Source organism: Actinomycetospora sp. 2LY8.5, assembly GCF_057180585.1.
In genome coordinates, this window is sequence record NZ_JBXUHE010000018.1 from 48,085 (window position 1) to 68,758 (window position 20,674).

Consider the following 20,674-nt stretch of genomic DNA (forward strand, 5'->3'; position numbering starts at 1 on the left):
AGGCCTCGGCGCGGTCTGGCGAGGAAGAAACTTAAGGACGTAGATTTAGACGTGTCAAGCGCCACATCCGACATCCCGGACAGGCGATCTCCGGACGAGGAGGACCTCCGATGCCCCGGCCCGGCACCGCGCGCGACGAGCGCATCCGCATCACGCTCGACCATCTTCGAGCGGGCACGACAGACGAACTCGCCGACGTCGTGCGGTTCGGCCCGCGGGACTTCACCGACCCGGAGATCGCCCGCCGCGAGCGGGAGCGGGTCTTCGGGCGGGTGCCCTCGATCGCCGCGCACGCCACCGAGGTCGCGGCACCCGACGACACGTTGCGGTGCGTCATGCCGAACCACGAGGTCGTCCTGACGCGGCGCGAGGACGGCTCGCTCGACGCGCGGGCCGTGACCGGAGGAGCAGAGCTCCCGGTCGAGGAGCGCCACGGCCTGATCTGGCTGGTCGACCACCCCGGCGCGGAGATCGACGTCGCCGAGTGGCTCGGCGCGGAGATGGACGCCGTGCTCGCGGGCTACCGGCTCGAGGACCTCGTCCTCTACCGCGGGGACGGCTTCGACGAGCCCGCCAACTGGAAGCTCATGCAGGACGCGTTCATCGACAATTACCACATCCAGTACGCCCACCCGCGGACCGCGGCGAGGCACGTCCACACCAACGTCCAGACCGTCGAGGACTTCGGCCGGCACGTCCGGATGTGCAGCCCGCGCAAGTCGATCGACCGCTGGCTGGCCGAGGACCCGGGCGACCACGACCTCGCCACCGACGTCATCGACGGGCACTTCCTGCTGCCCAACAGCACCCTGCTGCGCCAGCCCGACGACCACTACGAGCTGCTGACCTTCCGCCCGCACCCGACCGAACCCGGCCGGTGCCGCATGGAGATGCGCCTGCTCGTGCCGACCCTCGAGGCCAGCGGGATGAGCCCCGAGCGCTGGACGCGGCTGTGGGAGAAGAACTGGTCGATCCTCGTGGCGGTGCTGCTCGACGAGGACTTCCCGATCTTGCGCGGTTCCCAGTCCGCGCTCGCGAGCGCGGACGCCGGTGAGATGCTCCTCGGGCGCAACGAATCGGTGAACCAGATCTTCCGCCGCGAGCTCGGAGTGCTCCTGGCGTGAACTTCGGGTGAAACAGCGATACACTCGACGTCACCTGTCTCGTCACTCGCTCGTTACCTCGACGAAGCGCCGGTGCTGAGAAAGGTCCGTCGATGGGTCGTCGTGGTCCCTGGGGGTTCGTCGTGGTCCTGCTGGGAGCGGTCCTCGCGGTGCCCCCCGCCCCGGCGGTGGCGGATCCGATCGTGCCGCCCGGGGTGTCCGAGGCGGTCGCCGCGCTCGCTGCGGCCAACGCCCGCGCGGCCGAGGCCACCGAGGCGTCGCTGGAGGCGGCCGAGCAGCTGCGGGTGCGCCGCGGCGAGGCCGACCGCACCCGCCGCGAGGCCCGCAGCGCCCGCGCGGCCGCCGACGAGGCCCGCGCCGCCCGCGAGGTCGCCTTCGTCGAGGTCGACCAGCTCGCCCGCGCCGCCTACCAGGGCGGGCAGCTCGACCCGCTCGCCGCGCTGCTGGCCAGCGAGTCCCCGCAGGCCTACCTCGAGCGCACCACCCTGCTCGACACCATCGCCACCGAGAACCAGCGCCACGTGCAGCGCTTCCTCGACGCCACCACCGCCGCCGAGACCGCCGAGCGTGACGCCGGGTCCCGCGCCCGCGACGCCGAGCGCTCCACCGCCGACGCGGCACGCACCGCCGACGACGCCGACCGACGGCAGGACGACGCCGACCGCGAGGTCGCCGCGGCCCAGGACGCGCTCGCCGACGCCGACCCGGCCACGCTGGCCGCGCTGCGCGGCGGGGGCACCACGAACTTCCCCACCACCATCCCCGGCTCGGGGATCGCGATCGAGGCGCTGCGGGTCGCGCTGACCCAGCAGGGCAAGCCCTACCTGTGGGGCGCCACCGGGCCGCGCACCTACGACTGCTCCGGGCTGGTGCAGTGGGCCTACCGGCAGGTCGGGGTCGGGCTGCCCCGGGTGAGCCGCCAGCAGGCCCTGGTCGGCATCCCGGTGTCGATGCCCGACGCCCGGCCCGGGGACCTGCTGTTCTTCAACGACCCGGTCACCCACGTCGGGTTCTACGTCGGGGACGACAAGTTCCTCGAAGCACCCCAGTCCGGCGACGTCGTCAAGGTCTCCGACGTGCGCTCCAACCTCACCGGCATCCGCCGGATCACCCTCTGACCGTCTCGCGGAAGGACCTGTGATGAGCGCACCCCCGGACCACCGGCTCTCGCCGGTCCTCAACGCCGTCCGCTTCCCGGTGCACCGCTGGGAGCTCCTCGTGGCGGCCGAGACCTACGGCGCAGACCTGCGCACCCGCGTGGCTCTGCGTCGTCTCTCGCAGACCACCTACGTCTCTCGCGAGCTGCTCCTGCGCGAGCTCGCCGCCATCACCGCCGCCGCCGAACGATCGGACCGACACCCCCGGAGCGCCTCATGACCCGCCCCTTGCGCCGCCCTCGCCGCGCACCCGTCACCTCGCACGTCTCCACGCACAGCACCACACGCGAGACCGAGGCGCGCACGTTCTGCCGTGCCTGCGGCGCGATCGTGTACCGGTGCGGCCTTCCCGACGGGTCGGTCGTGGTCCTCGACCCGCTCCCGCGCGAGGGCGGGCCGTTCCTCGTGAACCCGTACACCGCGGCGGTCGTCGCCGTCCGCACGCCGTCGCAGTGCCGCGGCGAGGGGTTCTTCCAGCACCACGCCGTCTGCGACGCGCCGTTCCTGCCTGCGCCCCGCAGCGCGTGACCCGACCGTTCCGCTTCGGTCTGGTCGAGTCCGGGAGCACGCCGTGGTCCGAGTGGCCGTCGCTCGTGCGGCGCACCGAGGACGCAGGCTATGCCGTCCTGCAGGTTGCGCACCACGCGAGCCTCCCGTCGCCGCCGCCCCTGACCGCGCTGGCCACCGCCGCCGCGTGGTCATCGGCCCTACGGCTCGGGACGCTCGTCCTCGACGCCACCGCAGTGTCGGTCCCCGAGCTCGCCCGGGAGGCGGCGTGGCTGGCCGCCATCAGCGGCGACCGCCTGGAGCTCGGGCTCGGCGCGGGCTGGATGGCCGCCGACCACGAGGTCGCCGGGCGACCCCAGCCGCCGCCGGGTGAGCGCCTCGACGTCCTCGCGGAGACCCTCGCCGCGTTGCGCGCGTGCTGGGCAGGCGAGCCCGCGACGTACCGCGGCACGGCTGTCACCGTGGAGGGGCTCGCGAACGGGGCGGGCGCCCGCGGCGTCCCGGTGCCGCTGCTGGTCGGGGGCGGGGGCCCGCGGGTGCTGCGCCTCGCCGCCGAGCACGCCGACATCGTCAGCATCGCCCCCGACATGCGTTCCGGGCGGATCGGCTCGGCCTCAGCGCGCACGGCGACCCTGCCCGCCGTCGCCGAGCGCGCCGCGGCTGTCCGGGAGCACGCCGCCGGGAGGCCCATCGAGCTGCACACCACGCTGACCGCGGTGCTCGCCGAGGACGATCCCCGCGTGCCCCGGGTCGCGCGTGCCTACGACGTCGCGCCGGAGCAGGTCCGTGAGGTCCCGAGCGTGCTGGTCGGCACACCGGACGCGATGGCCGAGCAGCTGTGCGCCCTGCGGGCGGCCACCGGGATCAGCTTCGTCAGCGTTCCCGCCGACCACCTCGACGCCGTGGCGCCCGTGGTGGGCGCCCTGGCCGGCCGTTAGAGGCGCGCGACGGCGCTGCCCGCGCCGTGGTGCAGCGTGAGGACCTCGTCGCAGCCCTCGACGAGGCACTGTCGGAACAGGTCGGGGTCGGTCACCGAGGCGCGGTCGACCGTGACGCCGATGCACCCGACGTCCTCGTACGTCACCATGACCGCCATGACGGCGCACCCCGGCAGGGGGCCGAAGCCGTACATGCGCTCGATGCGCGCTCCCGCGATGTGCGAGCCCGCGGCGACCCCGGGGACGTTGCTCGCCTGCAGGTCGTTGCTCTTGGCCATCGAGCCCGACAGCCCGGCGATGACCGGCCCGGGCAGGCGCGCGACGGCGGGGGAGAGCGTGCCGATGATGTTGGCGGCCGGCTCGTCACGCGCGGCCCGCATCACGGTGCGGACCTCCTCGATGCGCTTGGCCGGGTCGACGGTGCGCACGGGGCCCGCGACCTGGACGGTGGCGATGTTGTTGCCGGTGTCGACGTCGCCCTTGCTGCGCAGCGAGACCGGCACGGTGGTCGGGATCGCGTCCACCATGTCCGCGCCCAACCGCTCGTGGTAACGGCGGAAACCGCCGAGCACGGCGGCCAGGAAGGCGTCGTTGAACGAGCCACCGGCGGCCTTGCCGGCGGCGCGCAGGTCCGCGAACGGCACGTCGACGGCCGCCAGCGCCCACTGCCGGCTGCGGGCGGCGAGCAAGGGTGACGGGCCGCCCTCGGTGGGACCGAGCACGCGTGTCAGCGACTCGACGTAGGCGGCGCCGTCGCGGACCGACGTGACGGGGTCGGCCAGGGCCGACGCGATGCCCGCGCCCGCGTCGCGCAGCAGCGTGGGAACGGCGGTGAGGTCGTGGCGGAGCTGGGCGCCGAGCGCGCCCCACGGCGTCACGGTCTCCGGCGGGGAGGGCGGGGGCGCCGACTTGTTCGGGTCGTGTGCGCGTCTCCGGGAGTGCAGACGGGTGAGCAGGGCCATCGCGCCCATGCCGTCGGTCATGGCGTGGTGGAGCTTGAGCAGGAACATCGCGCGGCCGTCGGGCAGGCCCTCGAACAGCACCGCCTCCCAGGGCGGGCGGTGCCGGTCCAGCGGCGTCATCCCGACCTGAGCGATCGCCTCGTAGAGCTCCGGCCACCCGCCGCCGTCGGGGATCCGCTGGCGCCGCAGGTGGTAGTGCAGGTCGAAGTCGGGATCGTCGCTCCACCGTGGGGCGCCGAGGCCCAGTGGCGGTTCGACCACGCGCTGGCGCAGGCGCGGGGCGACGCGCACTGCCCACTCGTGCGCCGAGACCAGACGGTCCCAGTCGGGCACGCGGTCGAGCTGCTCGCCGACCATCGCCGTCATGCAGAGCGACGGATCGACCTCCGAGCGCCACATCGACGTCTCGAATGCGCTGAGTGGAGTACTGCCACCCCGACCCGGGATGGCGTCGCTGTCGTCTGCCGTCGTGGTCATGCTGCCGACCCCCGAGCCTGCGGTGGCGTGTCAAAAACCTTAAGGTTGTAGGGACTATGCCATGGATCATTCGGCGTGTGGAGGGCTCGTGACGGCAGGCGTGACATCGAGCGTGGGAGGGAAGAGCGCGCTGACCGTCGAGCGCCGCGGGCCGGCGAGCGCGCGGTCCCGTGTGGCCGAGCGCGCCCTGGCGCCGATGATGCGCCGGCTCTTCGAGCAGATCGGCAGCGCGGCGGCCAGTCCCGAGACCATGCGAGCGTTCGCCGCGTCCGCCGACCGGATGATCGGGCGCTTCCCCGTTCCGCGGGGCTCCCGTGTGTCACGGACGCGCGTCGGCGGGGGCGCCGCGGAGTGGGTGCGCGGTCCCGGCGTCGCCGGGACCGGCGACGCCGTCCTGCTCTACCTGCACGGCGGCGGCTGGTTCATCGGCGGCCCGTCCAGCCACCGGGCGCTCGTCGCCCGCCTCTCGTCCGCCGCGGGGAACCCGGCGCTGTCGGTCGACTACCGGATGGTCCCCGAGGTCGCCTTCGACGAGGAGATCGCCGACTGCCTCGCCGCCTACGAGGGTCTGCTCGCGCTCGGCGTCCCCGCGGGCCGGGTGGTCGTGATGGGCGACTCGGCCGGGGGGCACCTCGCGTTCGCGACGGCGCTGCGTGCCCGCGACCGGGGCCTGCCACTGCCCGCCGGCGTCGTGAGCCTGTCCGGGGCGCTCGACCTGGGTCTCGGGGGACGGGGCGGCGATCCGGACCACGACCCGCTCGGTGCCGTGGCGGCGTTCGAACGCCTCGTCGCCGGGGTCCTGGGCGGTGCCGATCCCGCCGACCCGGCCGTCTCGCCGGTGCGCGCGGACCTCACCGGTCTCCCGCCCGCGGTGCTCACGGCAGGCTCCACGGAGGTGGTCGCGCCGGACGCCGAAGCGATGGCAGGTCGGCTCGCCGACGCGGGCGTCGAGACGGTGCTGCAGCTCTGGGAGCGCCAGCAGCACGTGTTCCAGTCCTTCGCGCCCGCGATCCCCGAGGCGACCGCCTCGATCCGCGACCTCGGCCTGCGCGTGCGGTCGTTGGTGCGAGGCGCTGGTCCCACGGTGCGCGCGGCGTGAGCGCCGTGACGTCAGCGACCTCCGTCATGCTCCCCGGCGACGGCGTCCGGCTGGCGGGGGACCGGTGGGAGCCCTCCGGCGATCCCCGCGGGACGGTGCTGCTGCTGCACGGAGGCGGCCAGACCCGGCACTCCTGGCAGGACACCGGCGCGCGTCTCGGCGAGGCCGGGTGGGCGGCGGTCGCGGTCGACATCCGCGGACACGGCGACAGCGACTGGGCGCCCGACGGCGACTACAGCCTCGACGCCCTGGTCGGCGACCTGGAGGCCGTGACCGAGGACCTCGGCGAAGCCCCGGTCCTCGTCGGCGCATCCCTCGGCGGCATGACCTCGCTGCTCGCGCTCGGGGAGCACCCGGACCTCGCCCGCGCGCTCGTCCTCGTCGACGTCGCCCCGACCACCGAGCAGGCCGGCGTCGACGAGGTCACCGACTTCATGCGGTCGGGCACCGAGGGCTTCGCGTCGCTGGACGAGGCTGCCGACGCGGTCGCCGCCTACAACCCCGACCGGCCGCGGCCCCCGCGCCCGGAGGGCCTGCGTCGTAACCTGCGCCGGCGCGGCGGTCGGTGGTACTGGCACTGGGACCCGCGCCTGCTCGATGGCCGCCAGACCGACCTGGCGACGCGGGAGGAGAACGCCCGGCGGGCGTACGAGGCGGCGCGGTCCCTGCGGGTGCCGACCCTGCTCGTCCGGGGCACCCAGTCGCGGGTCGTGAGCCCCGAGGGCGCCCGCGAGCTGGTCGAGCTGGTACCCGGTGCCCGGCACGTCGACGTCGCCGGCGCCGGGCACATGGTCGCGGGCGACGACAACGACGTCTTCGCGGACGCGCTGACCGACTTCCTGGACGACAGGCTGGCCGGGTAAAACCTTAAACTGTTAGATTACGCCGAGGTGGCACGAAAGGAGCTCTCCGATGCGTGACGCGGTCATCGTCGAGGCGGTACGGACGCCGGTGGGGAAGCGGGACGGCGGCCTGTCCGGGGTGCACCCGGTCGACCTCTCGGCCCACGTCCTGGAGGGTCTGGCCACCCGGGCGGGCGTCGACCCGGCCGTGGTCGACGACGTGGTCTGGGGCTGCGTGTCGCAGGCCGGGGAGCAGACCCTCGACATCGCGCGCAATGCCGCGCTCGCGGCCGGCTGGCCCGAGACCGTGACGGGCGTGACCGTCGACCGGCAGTGCGGGTCGTCGCAGCAGTCCGTGCACTTCGCCGCGGCGGGTCTCGTCGCCGGGCAGTACGACGTCGTGGTGGCCGGCGGTGTCGAGTCGATGTCGCGGGTGCCGATGGGCAGCTCGTCGCAGGGCGCCGGCCCGTTCGGGCCGCGCTTCCACGCCCGCTACGGCGAGCAGTCGCCGAACCAGGGCGTCGGCGCTGAGATGATCGCGCAGCGGTGGGGGTTCACTCGCACCCAGCTCGACGAGTTCTCCCTCGCGTCCCACGAGAAGGCCGCCGCCGCCCAGGACGACGGCCGGTTCGACGCTCAGCTGCACCCGGTCGTGCGGCCGGACGGCACGGTCGCCGGCGCGGACGAGGGTGTCCGGCGCGGCGGCACGCTCGAGAAGCTCGCCGGTCTCAAGACCGTGTTCCGCCCCGAGGGCGGGGTGGTCACCGCGGGCAACAGCTCGCAGATCTCCGACGGCGCCGCGGCCCTGCTGATGACCACCAGCGAGAAGGCCGCGCAGCTCGGCCTGCGCCCCTTGGCCCGGGTGCACACCGCGGTCCTCGCCGGGGCCGACCCGGTGATCATGCTGACCGCCCCCATCCCGGCGACGGTGAAGGCCCTGGAGCGTTCGGGCCTGCGCCTCGACGAGATCGGCGCGTTCGAGGTCAACGAGGCGTTCGCCCCGGTCCCGCTGGCGTGGCTCGCCGAGCTCGGGGCCGACGCCAAGGCGCTGAACCCGAACGGCGGCGCGATCGCCCTGGGCCACCCGCTCGGCGGCTCGGGCGCGCGCCTCATGACGACGCTCGTGCACCACATGCGCGATCACGGGCTGCGCTACGGCCTACAGACGATGTGCGAGGGCGGCGGGCAGGCCAACGCCACGATCCTGGAGCTGATCTGAGGTGGCCGGTGGACTGGTCGTCGTCGGCGCCTCGCTGGCCGGGCTGCGCGCGGTGGAGGCCGTCCGCAACGACGGATTCGACGGCGACGTGACGCTGGTCGGGGCCGAGGAGCACGTGCCCTACGACCGGCCCCCGCTGTCGAAGGAGTACCTCGCGGCCGACGAGTGCCCCGACCCGCGCTACCGCGCCGAGGAGACCTTCGTCGGCGACCTCGACGTCGAGACGGTGCTCGGCACGCCCGCCTCCGCGCTGGACACCGCGGCCCGCACCGTCACGGTCGGCGACCGCACGCTGTCCTACGACGGCCTGGTGATCGCCACCGGCGCGCACGCCCGGAGCCTGCCGGGCACCGAGGGCCTGGCCGGCGTGCACACCGTGCGCAGCCTCGACGACGCGATCGCCCTGCGCGCCGCGCTGCGCGCCGAGCACGCGCGGCGCCTCACCGTCGTGGGCGCCGGGTTCATCGGCTCCGAGGTGGCCGCGGTCGGCCGCAAGCTGGGTCTCGAGGTCACGATCGTCGAGGCGCTGGGGACGCCGCTCGTCCGCGCCGTGGGCGAGCGCATGGGACGTGCGCTGACGCGCGTGCACGAGCGGCACGGCACCCGGGTGCGAGCCGGGGTCTCGGTGGAACGCGTTCTCGGGGACGATCGGGTCACCGGCGTGCGCCTGGGCGACGGGACCGAGCTCGACACCGACGTGCTGGTCGTAGGCATCGGTGCCGCGCCGGCCACGGGCTGGCTCGAGGGCTCGGGGCTGACGCTCGACGACGGTGTGGTCGCCGACGCGACGCTCGCGGCCGCGCCCGGCGTGTACGTCGCCGGCGACGTGGCTCGCTGGCCGAACGCGCTGTTCGGCGACGTCTGCGCGGCCCCGATGCGCCTCGAGCACTGGACCTCGGCCGCCGAGCAGGGCGCCCGCGCCGCCCGCAATGCGCTCGACCCGACGGCGGCGAAGGCCTACGAGACCGTCCCGTACTTCTGGTCGGACTGGTACGACAGCCGCGTCCAGTTCGTCGGGCTCGCGCACGCCGACGACGGTGTGGAGATCGAGGTCGTCGCGGGCGACGAGACCGACGGCCCGTTCACGGCGATCTACCGTGCCGGTGAGCGGCTCGTCGGGGCACTGGCCGTCGACATGCGCGCCGAGGTCATGAAGTACCGCCGCCTGATCGGCAAGCGTGCGAGCTGGGACGAGGGTCTCGAGCTCGCCGCCGAGCGCCGCGCGGCGCGGGAGGCGAAGGCTGCCGCGGTGACAGCCTGATCACAGCTCCTGCTCTCGGACCGTCGAGGACCAGGTTCGCGCGCTTCACGATCGGCACGGGTCGTGTCGGCGACGCGTCGTAGGAGCGCGGGCTCGAGGTTTGCCACATGGCTGTTCACTCGGCAGGCAGTCCGATACGACCCCGGTGAGCAGCATACTCGGATGGTGCAGTTGCACTGAGTCTTAGTGCGGTTGCACTATGTCTGGTATGGCGTGGGACTTCGAGACGGATCCCGAGTATCAGCTGAAGCTCGACTGGGCGAGCGACTTCGTGCGGGCCGAGGTGTGCCCCCTTGATCTGGTCCTGGGCGATCCGTTCGACAAGAGCGATGGGCAGGCGAGGGCCGTTGTTCGGCCGCTGCAGCAGGCGGTCCGCGCAGCCGGATTGTGGGCTTGCCACCTGCGGCCCGAGCTCGGAGGGCAGGGTTACGGGCAGGTCGAGCTAGCGCTGTTGAACGAGATCCTCGGTCGTTCACGGTGGGCTCCGACGGTGTTCGGCTGCCAGGCGCCCGACTCCGGGAACGCGGAGATCCTGGCGCGCTACGGGACGCAGGAACAGCGCGGTCAGTATCTCCAGCCGCTGCTGGACGGGACGATCTCGTCCTGCTATTCCATGACCGAGCCTCATGCTGGCTCCGACCCCGGTCTGTTTACGACCCGCGCGGTCCGTGACGGCGACGACTGGGTCATCACCGGCGAGAAGTGGTTCTCCTCCAATGCGCGCTATGCGTCGTTCTTCATCGTCATGGCTGTCACGGATCCCGACCTCGGGACCCGGGGTGGCATGTCGATGTTCATCGTGCCGGCCGGGGCCGAAGGGCTGAAGATCATTCGGAACGTCGGCATCGGCACCGAACCCGAGGAGTCCGGAGCCCACGCCTATCTGCAGTACGACGACGTCCGTGTACCGGCGGACCACCTGCTCGGAGGAGAAGGCGACGCCTTCGCGATCGCCCAGGCGCGGCTCGGTGGTGGCCGCATCCACCACGCGATGCGGACGATGGGGCGCGTGCGGCAGGCGTTCGACGCCATGCTCGAGCGCGCGGCCTCGCGCCGGCTCAAGCGCGGGACGCTCGGTTCGTACCAGATCACGCAGGAGCGGATCGCCGAGTCGTGGTTGCAGATGGAGCAGTTCCGGCTGCTTCTGCTGCGCACTGCGTGGCTGATCGACAAGCACCAAGACTACGAGGCGGTCCGTAAGGACATCGCCGCGATCAAAGCCTTGATGCCGCAGGTGCTGTCCGACGTCGTCCGCCGGTCGATGCACCTCCATGGGTCACTGGGAGTGTCCAACGAGATGCCCTTCGTCTCGATGCTGGTGAACGCCGAGGTGATGGCGCTGGTGGACGGTCCGACGGAGATCCACCAGACGACTCTGGCCAAGCAGCTGCTCGCCGAGGCAACCCCGAGTCGGACGGGCTGGCCCTCCGAACACCTTCCGACCCGCCGTGCCGAGGCGCAACGACACCTGGCCGAGCTCGTCGACCTCGATGCGCTGGCGCACTGACCCGGGGCCCGGGGCAGCTCGCGCCGACGTCACGAGGAGCACGCTGGTGACACCCAGGAACCACGACGCGCCGGCCCAGCTCGTCCAAGCCGCCGAGCGCCTGTTCGCCGAGCACGGCATCGATGCCGTCAGCCTCCGTGAGGTCGTCCGCGAGGCCGGAGTCAAGCATGCGACCGCTGTCCAATACCATTTCGGGAACCGTGAAGGTCTGCTCGCCGCGGTCCTCGAGGAGCACCTCCGAGCCGTCGACGGGCGCCGCGACGTCATGCTCGAGCAGGCGGCGCTGTCAGCGGACCGCGAACCCCGCCTCCTCGCCGAGGTCCTCGTCCGGCCTTTGGCCACGGCCCTCGGCGACCTCCGTGGGCGCCTGTTCCTGCGCGTGTATGCACAAGTCGTTCTGCGTTCGGAGGCCCTGCACGAGGACGACGGCACGAGCATCTGGCGATGGCGCGAGGTCGTTCGTTCCCGCGGGATCGCGCGCTACGACGAACTCCATCCCCGTTTCACGGCATTGACCTACGCTGCCGTGTCGCTCGCTCGGCGGGCGGCGTCGCCGCCTCACGCCGACGACCGCCTGTTCGTCAGCAGGCTCGTCGACGTCGTCACGGCGATCCTCGACGCCCCCGTCTCGTCCGAGACACAGCGATATCTCGACGAGCGCATCGGTACGAGGGCCAGGGGCCACCGGAGGGGAGACGAGCGATGACCGCCGAGCCGGCGACAGCAGGATCGGCGGGTGGTGTCGACTTCCACCGGGTCCAGGAGTGGATGGACGTCCAGGGGCTCGGTACGGGGCGGATCGAGGGGATCGAGCCGATCCTCGGCGGGACCCAGAACGTCCTGTTCCGGTTCGTGCGCTCCGGGACGCCCTATGTCCTGAGGCGACCACCGGTGCACAAACGTTCCCAGAGCGACGCGACCATCCGCCGGGAGGCGCGGGTCCTGCGGCACCTCGTCGACACCGCCGTACCTCATCCTCGCCTGATCGCGGAGTGCCAGGACCTCGACGTCATCGGGGCCGCCTTCTACCTGATGGAGGCTGTCGACGGCGTGAATCCCACCTCTGGTCTGCCCGCGACCTGGGGTCAGGAACCGACGAGCCTCCACCGGCTGGGACTGGCGATGGTCGAGGCGCTCGCCGCGCTCGCCGCGCTCGCCGCGCTCGATGTCGAGGCAGAAGGACTCCTCGACTTCGGCCGGGCCGACGGGTGGCTCGAACGTCAAGTGCCGCGCTGGCGAGCCCAACTCGACTCCTACTCGTCGCTGGCTGGCTATCCGGGCCCGGACCTCCCGCACCTCCGGGACGTCACGGCGTGGTTGAACGCGCACCGACCTCGCGACTTCCGTCTCGGTCTGATCCACGGGGACTTCCACTTCGCGAACGTCCTGGTGCGGCCCGACGCGCCCGAGCTTGCCGCCGTCGTCGATTGGGAGCTCTGCACGCTCGGCGACCCCCGTCTGGATCTCGGTCATCTCCTCGCTCTGTGGCCATCACCGAGCCGGCCCGACTCCGGCCTGAATCCGAGCCTGCCGCCCGGCCTCCCAGACCCCGCCACCGTCGCCGAGCATTACGCCCGAGTCGCCGGACTCGACCTCGACGACCTGACGTGGTTCCGCATCCTGGCCTGCTACCGACTCGGCGTTCTGCTCGAGGGCAGCCATGCGCGAGCTCACGCCGGAACGACGTCGCGTGAGGTCGGCGAGCGTCTCGGCGGTATGGCCGTCGAGTTGTTCGACCTGGCGGCGTCGCTCATGTCTCCGAGCTGAGCGGCGCGGGGCGGGGCGGCTCGGCAGTCCGACGCGGCCGACCGTCCAGGGAGTGTTCCGGGTCAGGTGCAGTCCATGCGAGATGGGAGGTAGTACATGCGCGCAGTTCGTCTGACAAGTACGAACGGACCGTCGGCACTCGAGGTCCATGAGATCGCCGAACCGGTGGCGGGCGCGGGCGAGGTGCTGATCGAGGTCGAGGCGGCCGGTGTCACGTTCCCGGATCTCCTGCTCACTCACGGCCGTTACCAATTCGAGTTCCCCACACCGTTCACGCTCGGAAGCGAGCTAGCCGGCACGGTGCGTCACGCACCCGAAGGTTCCGGGCTCATCGCCGGTCATCGGGTCGCCGCATTGTGCGCCACGGGCGCGTTCGCCGAGGTCGCAGCGGTCCCGGCGAACCACGTGTTCCCTTTGCCGGCCCACATCCCCGCCACGGCCGGAGCCTGCCTCCCCGTCAATTACCTGACGATGAGCTACGGCCTCGGCGCACGCGGACGCCTGTGCTCCGGCGAGACCGTCCTGGTGCTCGGAGCGGCAGGCGGCATCGGCACAGCCGCGATCCAGATGGCGAAGGCAATGGGTGCCACGGTTGTCGCCGCGGCGTCGACGGACGAGAAGCGACGGTTCGTCGCGGATGTCGGTGCCGACGAGGTGGTGCCGACCGACCACCTCCGGGAACGGGTGACCGCGGTCGTGTCCGGCCACGGCGTCGACGTCGTTGTCGATCCCGTCGGCGGAAGTCGGTTCGGCGAGGCCCTGGGATGCCTCGCCCCGCTGGGTCGCCTGCTCGTCGTGGGCTTCGCCGCGGGGCAGATCCCCGTCGTCGAGGTCGACCGGCTGGCGCTCGACAACATCGATGTCCGTGGCGTGTCCTACAGCGCCTACGCGATCCCGCAGCCGACACGTCATCAGCGCGAATGGCGGAACCTGTGGCCCCATCTGGCTGCGGGCGCACTCGATCCGCCCATCGGCGGCCGCGTACCGCTCGAGGGCGCAGCGCAGGCTGTCAGTGCCCTGGGTCATCGAGCCGTGCTGGGCAAGATCGTCATCGAACCATGAGCTGAGGGTGTCGGCGGCACCCTTGGCGTCGACGGTCGCTGCGCTCGGTGCTCGCGGCAGGACGATCATGCGTTGAGCGACGCCCAGCGTGCTTCGGCAGCCTCGCGATCGGTGGAGTCCGCGTCGGCCGCGACCAGGATCCAGAGGTCGAGCTCGGTCGTATCCTGTCGGCGGCCCGCAGCGCGCACCGCCCACACCTCGGTGTGGGTCGGCGCATCGACGACCCGGAGCCCGGCGACGTCGGCCCCGTCCGGGAGCTCGGCCCTGACCTCGTCGACCGCGCGGGGGACCAGGGTCCGGTCGGTGTGTAACAGGACTGCGGAGCCCAGGCGCTCCAGGCCATCGCCGTCGAGGCTGTCAGCGTCCAGGGCGAGCGTCCGTTCCGGGACCGTCCAGACGATGCCGTGCCGGACAGCCGAGGGAAACGGGAGCAGCGAGCGATCGACCTGGTCGACACCGACGAAGCCGTCGTCGAACGGCATGGAGCGGATGCCGCCGTCGCGGCTGTAGCACCAGCGGTGGTATGGGCAGCTGAACATCTTCCGGCGCCCCGAGACCTCAGTCTCGACCTGCGCTCCGCGGTGTCGGCAGACGTTCGAGAGAACCGCCACCGAGTCATCGTCCTGGCGGACCACCAGCAGCGGCGCCCCGGCGACGTCGGTGGTCAGGAAGGACCCGGGCTTCGGGATCTGGCTCTCGTGCGCCACCGGGACCGGCGTGCCTACGGCAAGTTCGGGCATGACTTTCGTACCTCCTTCGTGGACGCGAGCTCCTCGCCGGGGCTGGCAGCGTCGATGATCTCTCTCAGCCGGCGACTGACAGGACCCCCAGGTCCAGGACCGTGGTGCGGAAGCCGCTGGACGGGTCACGAACGAGGTCGAGGTAGTCCGACTCGCGGCTGTCGTTGAGGACGAGTGCGCCCCGCCGAAGTCGTGGTGCGAGGACCTCGAGGGTGCTCCGGGCGCGGGACGGGGCAGCGATCTCGGGCCAGCCGTCGACGGCGACGAGATCGATCGGTCCTCCGACGTCGGCCAATACCTCCGCGGGCTCGCCGCACCGAAGGTCGACGTACTCGGCCAGCCCGGCTTCCTCGACGTTGGCCCGTGCTGCGCGCACCTTCTCTGGCCGGGGGTCGGCCCCGATGACCGTCCCACCGCCGTTGTCCCTCAGGGCGGCAGCGAGATAGATGGCGGTGGCGCCCTCCGACGTGCAGAACTCGACGGCGGTGCGGGCCCCGAGGCTGCGGCACAGCAGGTACAGCAGCTCGTACTGACCGGGGCGTAAGGAGTAGCCGAAGTCCCCCACCGCCTCCGGATCGCCCTTCTGCTCGTCCGCCGAGAGCTGGGCCCGTGCGTAGAGCTTCTCCAGCGCGAGCTCCGCCCGCGGGTCCTCCAGTACGTGGGCGGTCCCCGCGAGGATGTGATTGATCAACCGGCGTGCCACCTCGGCCCCTCCTGATTCGCCGGACAAGTTTTGTCCAGTGTTGCACGTGCGTTCGTTGCGGCGTTAGCGTTCGCCTCGGTCTGCGAGAGGTGCATCGCTATGCCCCACGTCATCTCGCAGTCGTGCTGCAACGACGCCACGTGCGTGGACGTCTGCCCGGTCGACTGCATCCATCCCCGCCCCGACGAGCCCGGATTCGCCGGCGCTCAGATGTTGTACATCGATCCACGCGCGTGCATCGACTGCGGTGCCTGTGTGGAGGTCTGCCCGGTGAGCGCGATCGCTCCCCAGGACGAGCTGTCCCAGGACAACCAGGTGTACGCAGAGCTCAACGCCCTCGCCTACGCCGGGGCGCCGCAACCCGACCCGGTAGCGAGTCGGGCCGATGCGCGGCCGGCCCGGGCCCAGGAGCGGCCCAGCCTGCGCGTTGTCGTCGTCGGATCGGGTCCCGCGGCGTTCTACGCGGCGGAGGAGCTCCTGGCTCGGCCGGACGTGCACGCCGAGGTTCTCATGGTCGAGCGGCTGCCGACGCCGTTCGGCCTCGTACGCGCCGGGGTGGCTCCCGACCACCAGCGCACCAAGGAGGTCGTCCGGCTGTTCAAGCGGACGGCTGCCCGGATCGACGTGCACCTCGGCGTCGACGTGGGGGTCGACGTGTCCCACGAGGAGCTCGCTCAGCACGCTCACGCCGTCGTCTACGCCGTCGGGGCGCCGCAGAGCCGTGGCCTGGGGATCCCGGGTGAGGGCCAGGTCGGGAGCGTAGCGGCCACTGACCTCGTCGCCTGGTACAACGGCGCTCCGCACGCTGCCGGGTGGGAGTTCCCCCTCGACGCGGAACGTGCCGTCGTCATCGGCAACGGCAACGTCGCCCTGGACGTCGCGCGCATGCTCGTCGCGGACGAGGCCCATCTCGGTCGCACAGACATCGCGGATCACGCCGCGTCCGCCCTGCGGCGCAGTTCTGTCCGTGAGGTCGTCGTGCTCGGCCGACGTGGGCCGGAGCAGGCGGCCTTCACCGTTCCCGAGCTCCTCGGGGTGCGGGACCTGGATGGTGTGGACCTCGGGGTGGTCTCTCCGGATCTGTCGCCGGCGGACGACCCGCTCACGGAGTTCACCCTGCGCGTGCTCAGGGAGCATGCGGGCCGAGAGCCGCGCGACGGCCGGCGCCGCATCGAGCTCCGTTTCCTGGCCTCGCCGGTCGCGGTCCTGGGAGACGGTGAGGTCCGCGGGGTGCGCATCGAGCACAACCATCTCGTTCGTCGCGATGACGGGGTCCCCGCCGCACAGGGGACCGGGCGCACGGAGGACTTGACGTGCGGGCTGGTCGTGCGGGCCGTCGGGTACCGCGGAGCGGCGATTCCCGGTCTGCCGTTCGACGACCGCCGCGGGGTTCTGCCGCACGAGGCGGGCCGGGTTCTCGGCGACAACGGCCCGATGACCGGCGTGTATTGTACAGGATGGATCAAGCGCGGACCCTCCGGGGTTATCGGGACCAACCGTGGATGTGCGCGGGAGACCGTCGCGTCGCTGGTGGCCGACCGGCTCGGAGGCAGACTCGCCGACCCTGTCCGCTCCGGGGCGGATCTCGCCGCCCTGATCGCTCGGCGACGGCCCTCGGCGATCCGCTTCGACGGCTGGAAGGCCATCGACCGCCTCGAGCGACGTCGGGGTGCTGAAACGGGACGGCCGCGCCGAAAGCTGGTCGATCTCGCCGAGATGTACGCAGTGGCCGCGGGCACGTGACACCGGATTGCTGTTGTTGTCACCGTCACGTTCCAGCCGCTAGTGTTACATCGAACACGATTCGTCATGTGTAATACGACCGCCAAGGACAGCAGATGACAACCCTGGCCGATCTGTCGACGTACTGGGCCCGCTGGCAGCCCGAGGCGGTCGCCTGGACCAAAGATGGCGATTCGGTCACCTGGGCCGACCTGGACAGATCGACCGGTCGTGTCGCCGCCGCGCTGCACGCACGCGGCGTGGCGCCGGGGGACCGGGTCGGCATCCTCGCGAACAACTCGCTAGCATGGTGCGAGATGGCCATCGCCATCCTGAGGGCGGGATGCGCCATCGTGCCGCTGAACGTCCGGGCGACCTCGAGCGAGATCGCCTACATGGTCGACAACGCCGGTTGCCGCGCGATCGCGGTCGACGGCGCCCTCTCGGACCGTCTCGACCCCGTCACCGGGGAACGACCCCACGTTCAACGTATCGGATTGGACGGCAAGGCTTCGGCCACAACCACGCTCGCGGAGCTGCGGTCCGCCGAGCCCGGTCCGTGCAGCCCCACCGCCGACCTGAGGCCCAGCAGTCCAGCCGTCATCGCCTTCACCTCGGGAACTACCGGGTATCCGAAAGGCGCCACGCTCACGCACGCCAACGTCGCAGCGACGATCGACACCTACGTGCGCTGGGAGGACTGGGGGACCCACACGACATCGCTCCTCTTCGCGCCGTTGGCCTTCACTGGCGGTGTCGTGAACGCCCTGCTCGGTCTCTACGGGGTGGGCGGCCGACTCATCCTCGAGGAGTTCAAGCCCGCCATCGCGCTCCAGCACATGGTCTCGGCTCCGGTGACCGCGATGACCGGGGTGCCGATCACGTACGAGTCGATCGCGGCACTGCCCGAGTTCGCCGAGGCGGACCTTTCCGCGCTGCGCACAGCGATCACCGGCGGCTCTGTGGTGACCCGCAAGCTGCTTCAGGCATACGCGGACAAGGGCGTCCAGCTCCGGGAGGCCTACGGACTGACCGAGGCAGGGGGAGGATCGGCGCTGGTGCCGCGCTCGCACTTCGTCACGAAGTCCGGAACGGCCGGCATCCCGGGGGTCCACTGTCGCATGCGGATCGTCGACGACGAGGGGAACGAGGCCCGCATCGGGGAGGTCGGAGAGATCATCGTCGCCGGTCCGCAGGTCATGGCCGGATACTGGGGCGACGAGGTCGCGACGAGCGCCGCACTGCGCGACGGCTGGCTCCACACCGGCGACCTGGGCCGATTCGACGAGGACGGCTTCCTGTCGGTCGTCGACCGCAAGAAGGACATGATCATCTCTGGCGGAATCAACGTGTACCCGGCAGAGATCGAGAGGGTCGTCTCGACGTTCCCCGGCGTCGACGAGGCGGTCGCGGTCGGCGTGCCGCACGAGCGCTGGGGCGAGACCGTGGCGGTGATCGTGGGCGGCGACGTCGACCTCGAGTCGCTGTTCGCGTACACCCGAGAGCATCTCGCTGACTACAAGGTCCCCCGCTATCTGCGCCGGGCCGAGGAGCCGCTTCCCCGCGGATTGTCGGGGAAGCTCCTGCGCCGGACTGTGCGCTCCGAATTCGATGTCGCCGACGCCTTCCGTACGCCGGCGTCCTGACACAGCAGCAATCCCCGAGTTCGCCAGTACCCCGATGAAAGGAACCAGGATGGGACGTGTTCAGGGCAAGGTTGCCCTCGTTTCTGGTGCGGCACGCGGCCAGGGCCGCTCGCACGCGGTCCGCCTCGCCGAAGAGGGCGCCGACATCATCGCGTTCGACCGCTGTGAGCAACTCGACACCGTGCCCTACGAGATGGCCACCGAGGCTGATCTGGAGCAGACGGTGAAAGCGGTCGAGGCGCTCGACCGCCGAATCATCGTCAAGAAGCTCGACGTACAGGACACGGCCGGCCTGGCCGACCTCGTCGCCGAGGGAGTGTCGGCCCTGGGTCGCCTGGACATCGTGGCGGCAAATGCCGGGATCATGCCTCTCACGCCGTTCGAGCAGACGACCGACGAACTCTGGGACGATGTGATCGGCGTGAACCTCACGGGCGTGTTCCGCACGATCCGTGCCGCGATCCCGGCGATTCTCGAGGGAGGACGGGGCGGATCGATCGTTCTCACGTCCTCGACCGCTGGAGTGAAGGGGCTGGCCAACACCGCTCCCTACACGGCCGCCAAGCACGGAGTCATGGGGCTCACCCGGGTCATCGCTAATGAGTATGGCGACCGGTGGATCCGCGCCAATGCGCTCCTGCCGACGTCGGTGGGGACCGACATGATCCGCAACCAGGCGACGTTCACGCTCATGTCGGGTGGGCTGCCCGACGCCACCGAAGAGCAGGCGGTGCCGGGATTCCAGTCGCTCAACACCCTCCCGATCCCCTGGATCGAGCCGGTCGACGTCAGCAACGCACTCGTCTGGCTGTGCTCGGACGAAGCCCGCTACATCACCGCCGCAGCTCTCTCCGTGGACGCCGGGTCGATCCAGAAGTAGACGCGATCAGCGTTTCATGCGGCCGCTCGCACCGGGGGTGCACACGTGGTCACACCGCGTGAGCGCGCGTTCTGCCCGAGATGTTGGAGTAGTTCAAGCTGACCTGACAAGTCGAGGAGTGGTTCGTCATGCAGGACGTTTCTTTCGAGGATCGGAGACGGCACCATCCCAAGGAAGGGCAAGAGCTGGGTTGGCAGGAGAGCTACTTCCTCGGCTGGGTGGACTTGAAAGCCCTCGCTGCGGGGTCGCACCACATAAGCCTCGCCCCTGGGGAACGCGTCGCGCATGTATGGAGCTGGCTCGTCGCTGGCGGCCAGCAGGTGGGGCGCGTACAGCATCACCGGCTGCCGCTACCCGACGACGATCTCGAGGACATCTCGCTGCCGGGCCTCCGGGCTCGGGCCGGCCGGTCCCTGCGCGACCTCAGTCTCGTCGCGGAATTCGACGAAGCGACGGCGGAACTCGATTTCGCGGGCTTGTGTGATCCGGTGTCGATCACTCTCGACGTCGGCGACACGGTGCTCGGAGACCGCCATTACGAAGCAATGGGCCGTGTGACGGGGAAACTGACAGTCGACGGCTCGACGACCACTGTCGACGGGGTCGGCTGGCATGATCACTCGTGGGGCATTCGTGACTTCGGGAGCAACCCGTCCAGTCGGTGGATCTTCGCCGTATTCGGGGATGACTTGGCGGTTTCGGCATTCTCGTTCGTGACCTCGCAAGGTTCCTTCCAGTTCGGCTGGGTCTACGACTCCGGCCGGATTCACTTGGTCAGGAGAGGGCGGTTCGATACCACGATGAGTGAGGACGGTGCGTCGCCACGTGCATGCGACGTCACCGTCTGGACCGATGGGGGACGTGGGTACCGCATCACCGGTCAGGTTCGGGCTACCGGATTGACTGGTGGTGAGGGTTGGTTCGGCGTCGACGGGCTCGCCGAGTTCGAGTGCGGCGGACGGGTGGGACAGGGATTCTTCGAGCCTGCCGAATTGAAGTCTCTGACGGCTGCAATGCGTGAGCAACTGGGGCTGTCCCCCGCTTGAAGCTCCGCGCACGGA

20 protein-coding genes are annotated in these 20,674 nt (G+C 71.2%); 17 read left to right on the forward strand and 3 right to left on the reverse strand.

What is annotated here, in order from left to right:
- Positions 1–110: 110 nt before the first annotated feature.
- The 5 genes from AC2A1K_RS19505 to AC2A1K_RS19525 all read left to right on the forward strand — a co-directional run bounded on the left by AC2A1K_RS19505 (position 111) and on the right by AC2A1K_RS19525 (position 3,726).
- Positions 111–1,124: an SRPBCC family protein gene (locus tag AC2A1K_RS19505; protein WP_483897972.1), complete on the forward strand. Its 1,014-nt coding sequence runs from the start codon at positions 111–113 to the stop codon at positions 1,122–1,124.
- Positions 1,125–1,216: 92 nt separating this feature from the next.
- Positions 1,217–2,242 carry a C40 family peptidase gene (locus AC2A1K_RS19510; protein WP_483897973.1) on the forward strand — a complete coding sequence of 342 codons (1,026 nt, stop codon included), beginning with the start codon at positions 1,217–1,219 and terminating at the stop codon, positions 2,240–2,242.
- 22 nt (positions 2,243–2,264) lie between these two features.
- Entirely contained in the window at positions 2,265–2,501 is a 237-nt protein-coding gene (locus AC2A1K_RS19515; protein WP_483897974.1) for a hypothetical protein, read from the forward strand.
- Positions 2,498–2,809, forward strand: a complete 312-nt coding sequence (locus tag AC2A1K_RS19520) for a hypothetical protein (protein WP_483897975.1) — start codon at positions 2,498–2,500, stop codon at positions 2,807–2,809. The genes AC2A1K_RS19515 and AC2A1K_RS19520 overlap by 4 nt, the downstream gene beginning before the upstream one ends.
- Positions 2,806–3,726, forward strand: coding sequence for a TIGR03621 family F420-dependent LLM class oxidoreductase (locus tag AC2A1K_RS19525; RefSeq protein WP_483897976.1), 921 nt, complete (start codon positions 2,806–2,808; stop codon positions 3,724–3,726). Before AC2A1K_RS19520 ends, AC2A1K_RS19525 begins: the two co-directional genes overlap by 4 nt.
- Here the strand turns inward: AC2A1K_RS19525 and AC2A1K_RS19530 are convergent.
- On the reverse strand, positions 3,723–5,165 hold the full coding sequence (locus AC2A1K_RS19530) for a wax ester/triacylglycerol synthase domain-containing protein (RefSeq protein WP_483897977.1): 1,443 nt from the start codon (positions 5,163–5,165) through the stop codon (positions 3,723–3,725). The genes AC2A1K_RS19525 and AC2A1K_RS19530 overlap by 4 nt on opposite strands.
- A 112-nt stretch (positions 5,166–5,277) precedes the next feature.
- Here AC2A1K_RS19530 and AC2A1K_RS19535 point away from each other — a divergent pair, with 112 nt between their 5' ends.
- The 8 genes from AC2A1K_RS19535 (at position 5,278) to AC2A1K_RS19570 (ending at position 13,922) form a co-directional block, all read left to right on the forward strand.
- Entirely contained in the window at positions 5,278–6,264 is a 987-nt protein-coding gene (locus AC2A1K_RS19535) for an alpha/beta hydrolase (protein ID WP_483897978.1), read from the forward strand.
- Positions 6,261–7,127 (forward strand): alpha/beta fold hydrolase, encoded by an 867-nt coding sequence (locus AC2A1K_RS19540; RefSeq protein ID WP_483897979.1) that lies wholly within the window; start codon positions 6,261–6,263, stop codon positions 7,125–7,127. Before AC2A1K_RS19535 ends, AC2A1K_RS19540 begins: the two co-directional genes overlap by 4 nt.
- Before the next feature lie 49 nt (positions 7,128–7,176).
- Positions 7,177–8,325: a thiolase family protein gene (locus AC2A1K_RS19545; protein WP_483897980.1), complete on the forward strand. Its 1,149-nt coding sequence runs from the start codon at positions 7,177–7,179 to the stop codon at positions 8,323–8,325.
- 1 nt (position 8,326) lies between these two features.
- Positions 8,327–9,586 (forward strand): NAD(P)/FAD-dependent oxidoreductase, encoded by a 1,260-nt coding sequence (locus AC2A1K_RS19550; protein WP_483897981.1) that lies wholly within the window; start codon positions 8,327–8,329, stop codon positions 9,584–9,586.
- Between the two features lie 208 nt (positions 9,587–9,794).
- Entirely contained in the window at positions 9,795–11,093 is a 1,299-nt protein-coding gene (locus tag AC2A1K_RS19555; RefSeq protein WP_483897982.1) for an acyl-CoA dehydrogenase family protein, read from the forward strand.
- Between the two features lie 46 nt (positions 11,094–11,139).
- Positions 11,140–11,799: a TetR/AcrR family transcriptional regulator gene (locus AC2A1K_RS19560; protein WP_483897983.1), complete on the forward strand. Its 660-nt coding sequence runs from the start codon at positions 11,140–11,142 to the stop codon at positions 11,797–11,799.
- On the forward strand, positions 11,796–12,860 hold the full coding sequence (locus AC2A1K_RS19565; protein ID WP_483897984.1) for a phosphotransferase family protein: 1,065 nt from the start codon (positions 11,796–11,798) through the stop codon (positions 12,858–12,860). The genes AC2A1K_RS19560 and AC2A1K_RS19565 overlap by 4 nt, the downstream gene beginning before the upstream one ends.
- Before the next feature lie 96 nt (positions 12,861–12,956).
- Positions 12,957–13,922, forward strand: coding sequence for an NADPH:quinone oxidoreductase family protein (locus AC2A1K_RS19570; RefSeq protein WP_483897985.1), 966 nt, complete (start codon positions 12,957–12,959; stop codon positions 13,920–13,922).
- A 65-nt stretch (positions 13,923–13,987) separates the two neighbouring features.
- On the opposite strand, the gene AC2A1K_RS19575 is transcribed toward AC2A1K_RS19570, so the two are convergent.
- The gene (locus tag AC2A1K_RS19575; protein ID WP_483897986.1) at positions 13,988–14,662 is read right to left on the reverse strand and encodes an aromatic ring-hydroxylating oxygenase subunit alpha; all 675 of its coding nucleotides are present in this window, start codon (positions 14,660–14,662) and stop codon (positions 13,988–13,990) included.
- A gap of 64 nt (positions 14,663–14,726) precedes the next feature.
- Positions 14,727–15,365 carry an O-methyltransferase gene (locus AC2A1K_RS19580; RefSeq protein WP_483897987.1) on the reverse strand — a complete coding sequence of 213 codons (639 nt, stop codon included), beginning with the start codon at positions 15,363–15,365 and terminating at the stop codon, positions 14,727–14,729.
- Positions 15,366–15,464: 99 nt separating this feature from the next.
- Between AC2A1K_RS19580 and AC2A1K_RS19585 the strand changes: the two genes are divergently transcribed.
- The 4 genes from AC2A1K_RS19585 to AC2A1K_RS19600 all read left to right on the forward strand — a co-directional run bounded on the left by AC2A1K_RS19585 (position 15,465) and on the right by AC2A1K_RS19600 (position 20,659).
- Positions 15,465–17,108 (forward strand): FAD-dependent oxidoreductase, encoded by a 1,644-nt coding sequence (locus AC2A1K_RS19585; RefSeq protein WP_483897988.1) that lies wholly within the window; start codon positions 15,465–15,467, stop codon positions 17,106–17,108.
- 95 nt (positions 17,109–17,203) lie between these two features.
- Positions 17,204–18,733: a class I adenylate-forming enzyme family protein gene (locus tag AC2A1K_RS19590; protein WP_483897989.1), complete on the forward strand. Its 1,530-nt coding sequence runs from the start codon at positions 17,204–17,206 to the stop codon at positions 18,731–18,733.
- A 49-nt stretch (positions 18,734–18,782) separates the two neighbouring features.
- Positions 18,783–19,613: a mycofactocin-coupled SDR family oxidoreductase gene (locus AC2A1K_RS19595; protein ID WP_483897990.1), complete on the forward strand. Its 831-nt coding sequence runs from the start codon at positions 18,783–18,785 to the stop codon at positions 19,611–19,613.
- Positions 19,614–19,741: 128 nt separating this feature from the next.
- Entirely contained in the window at positions 19,742–20,659 is a 918-nt protein-coding gene (locus AC2A1K_RS19600; RefSeq protein WP_483897991.1) for a DUF7064 domain-containing protein, read from the forward strand.
- Positions 20,660–20,674: the final 15 nt, after the last annotated feature.

Coding starts and splice junctions, on each gene's coding strand:
- AC2A1K_RS19505 (WP_483897972.1), top strand. CDS start 111: ATGCCCCGGCCCGGCACCGCGCGCGACGAGCGCATCCGCATCACGCTC.
- AC2A1K_RS19510 (WP_483897973.1), top strand. CDS start 1,217: ATGGGTCGTCGTGGTCCCTGGGGGTTCGTCGTGGTCCTGCTGGGAGCG.
- AC2A1K_RS19515 (WP_483897974.1), top strand. CDS start 2,265: ATGAGCGCACCCCCGGACCACCGGCTCTCGCCGGTCCTCAACGCCGTC.
- AC2A1K_RS19520 (WP_483897975.1), top strand. CDS start 2,498: ATGACCCGCCCCTTGCGCCGCCCTCGCCGCGCACCCGTCACCTCGCAC.
- AC2A1K_RS19530 (WP_483897977.1), bottom strand. CDS start 5,165: ATGACCACGACGGCAGACGACAGCGACGCCATCCCGGGTCGGGGTGGC.
- AC2A1K_RS19545 (WP_483897980.1), top strand. CDS start 7,177: ATGCGTGACGCGGTCATCGTCGAGGCGGTACGGACGCCGGTGGGGAAG.
- AC2A1K_RS19555 (WP_483897982.1), top strand. CDS start 9,795: ATGGCGTGGGACTTCGAGACGGATCCCGAGTATCAGCTGAAGCTCGAC.
- AC2A1K_RS19565 (WP_483897984.1), top strand. CDS start 11,796: ATGACCGCCGAGCCGGCGACAGCAGGATCGGCGGGTGGTGTCGACTTC.
- AC2A1K_RS19570 (WP_483897985.1), top strand. CDS start 12,957: ATGCGCGCAGTTCGTCTGACAAGTACGAACGGACCGTCGGCACTCGAG.
- AC2A1K_RS19575 (WP_483897986.1), bottom strand. CDS start 14,662: ATGCCCGAACTTGCCGTAGGCACGCCGGTCCCGGTGGCGCACGAGAGC.
- AC2A1K_RS19585 (WP_483897988.1), top strand. CDS start 15,465: ATGCCCCACGTCATCTCGCAGTCGTGCTGCAACGACGCCACGTGCGTG.
- AC2A1K_RS19590 (WP_483897989.1), top strand. CDS start 17,204: ATGACAACCCTGGCCGATCTGTCGACGTACTGGGCCCGCTGGCAGCCC.
- AC2A1K_RS19595 (WP_483897990.1), top strand. CDS start 18,783: ATGGGACGTGTTCAGGGCAAGGTTGCCCTCGTTTCTGGTGCGGCACGC.
- AC2A1K_RS19600 (WP_483897991.1), top strand. CDS start 19,742: ATGCAGGACGTTTCTTTCGAGGATCGGAGACGGCACCATCCCAAGGAA.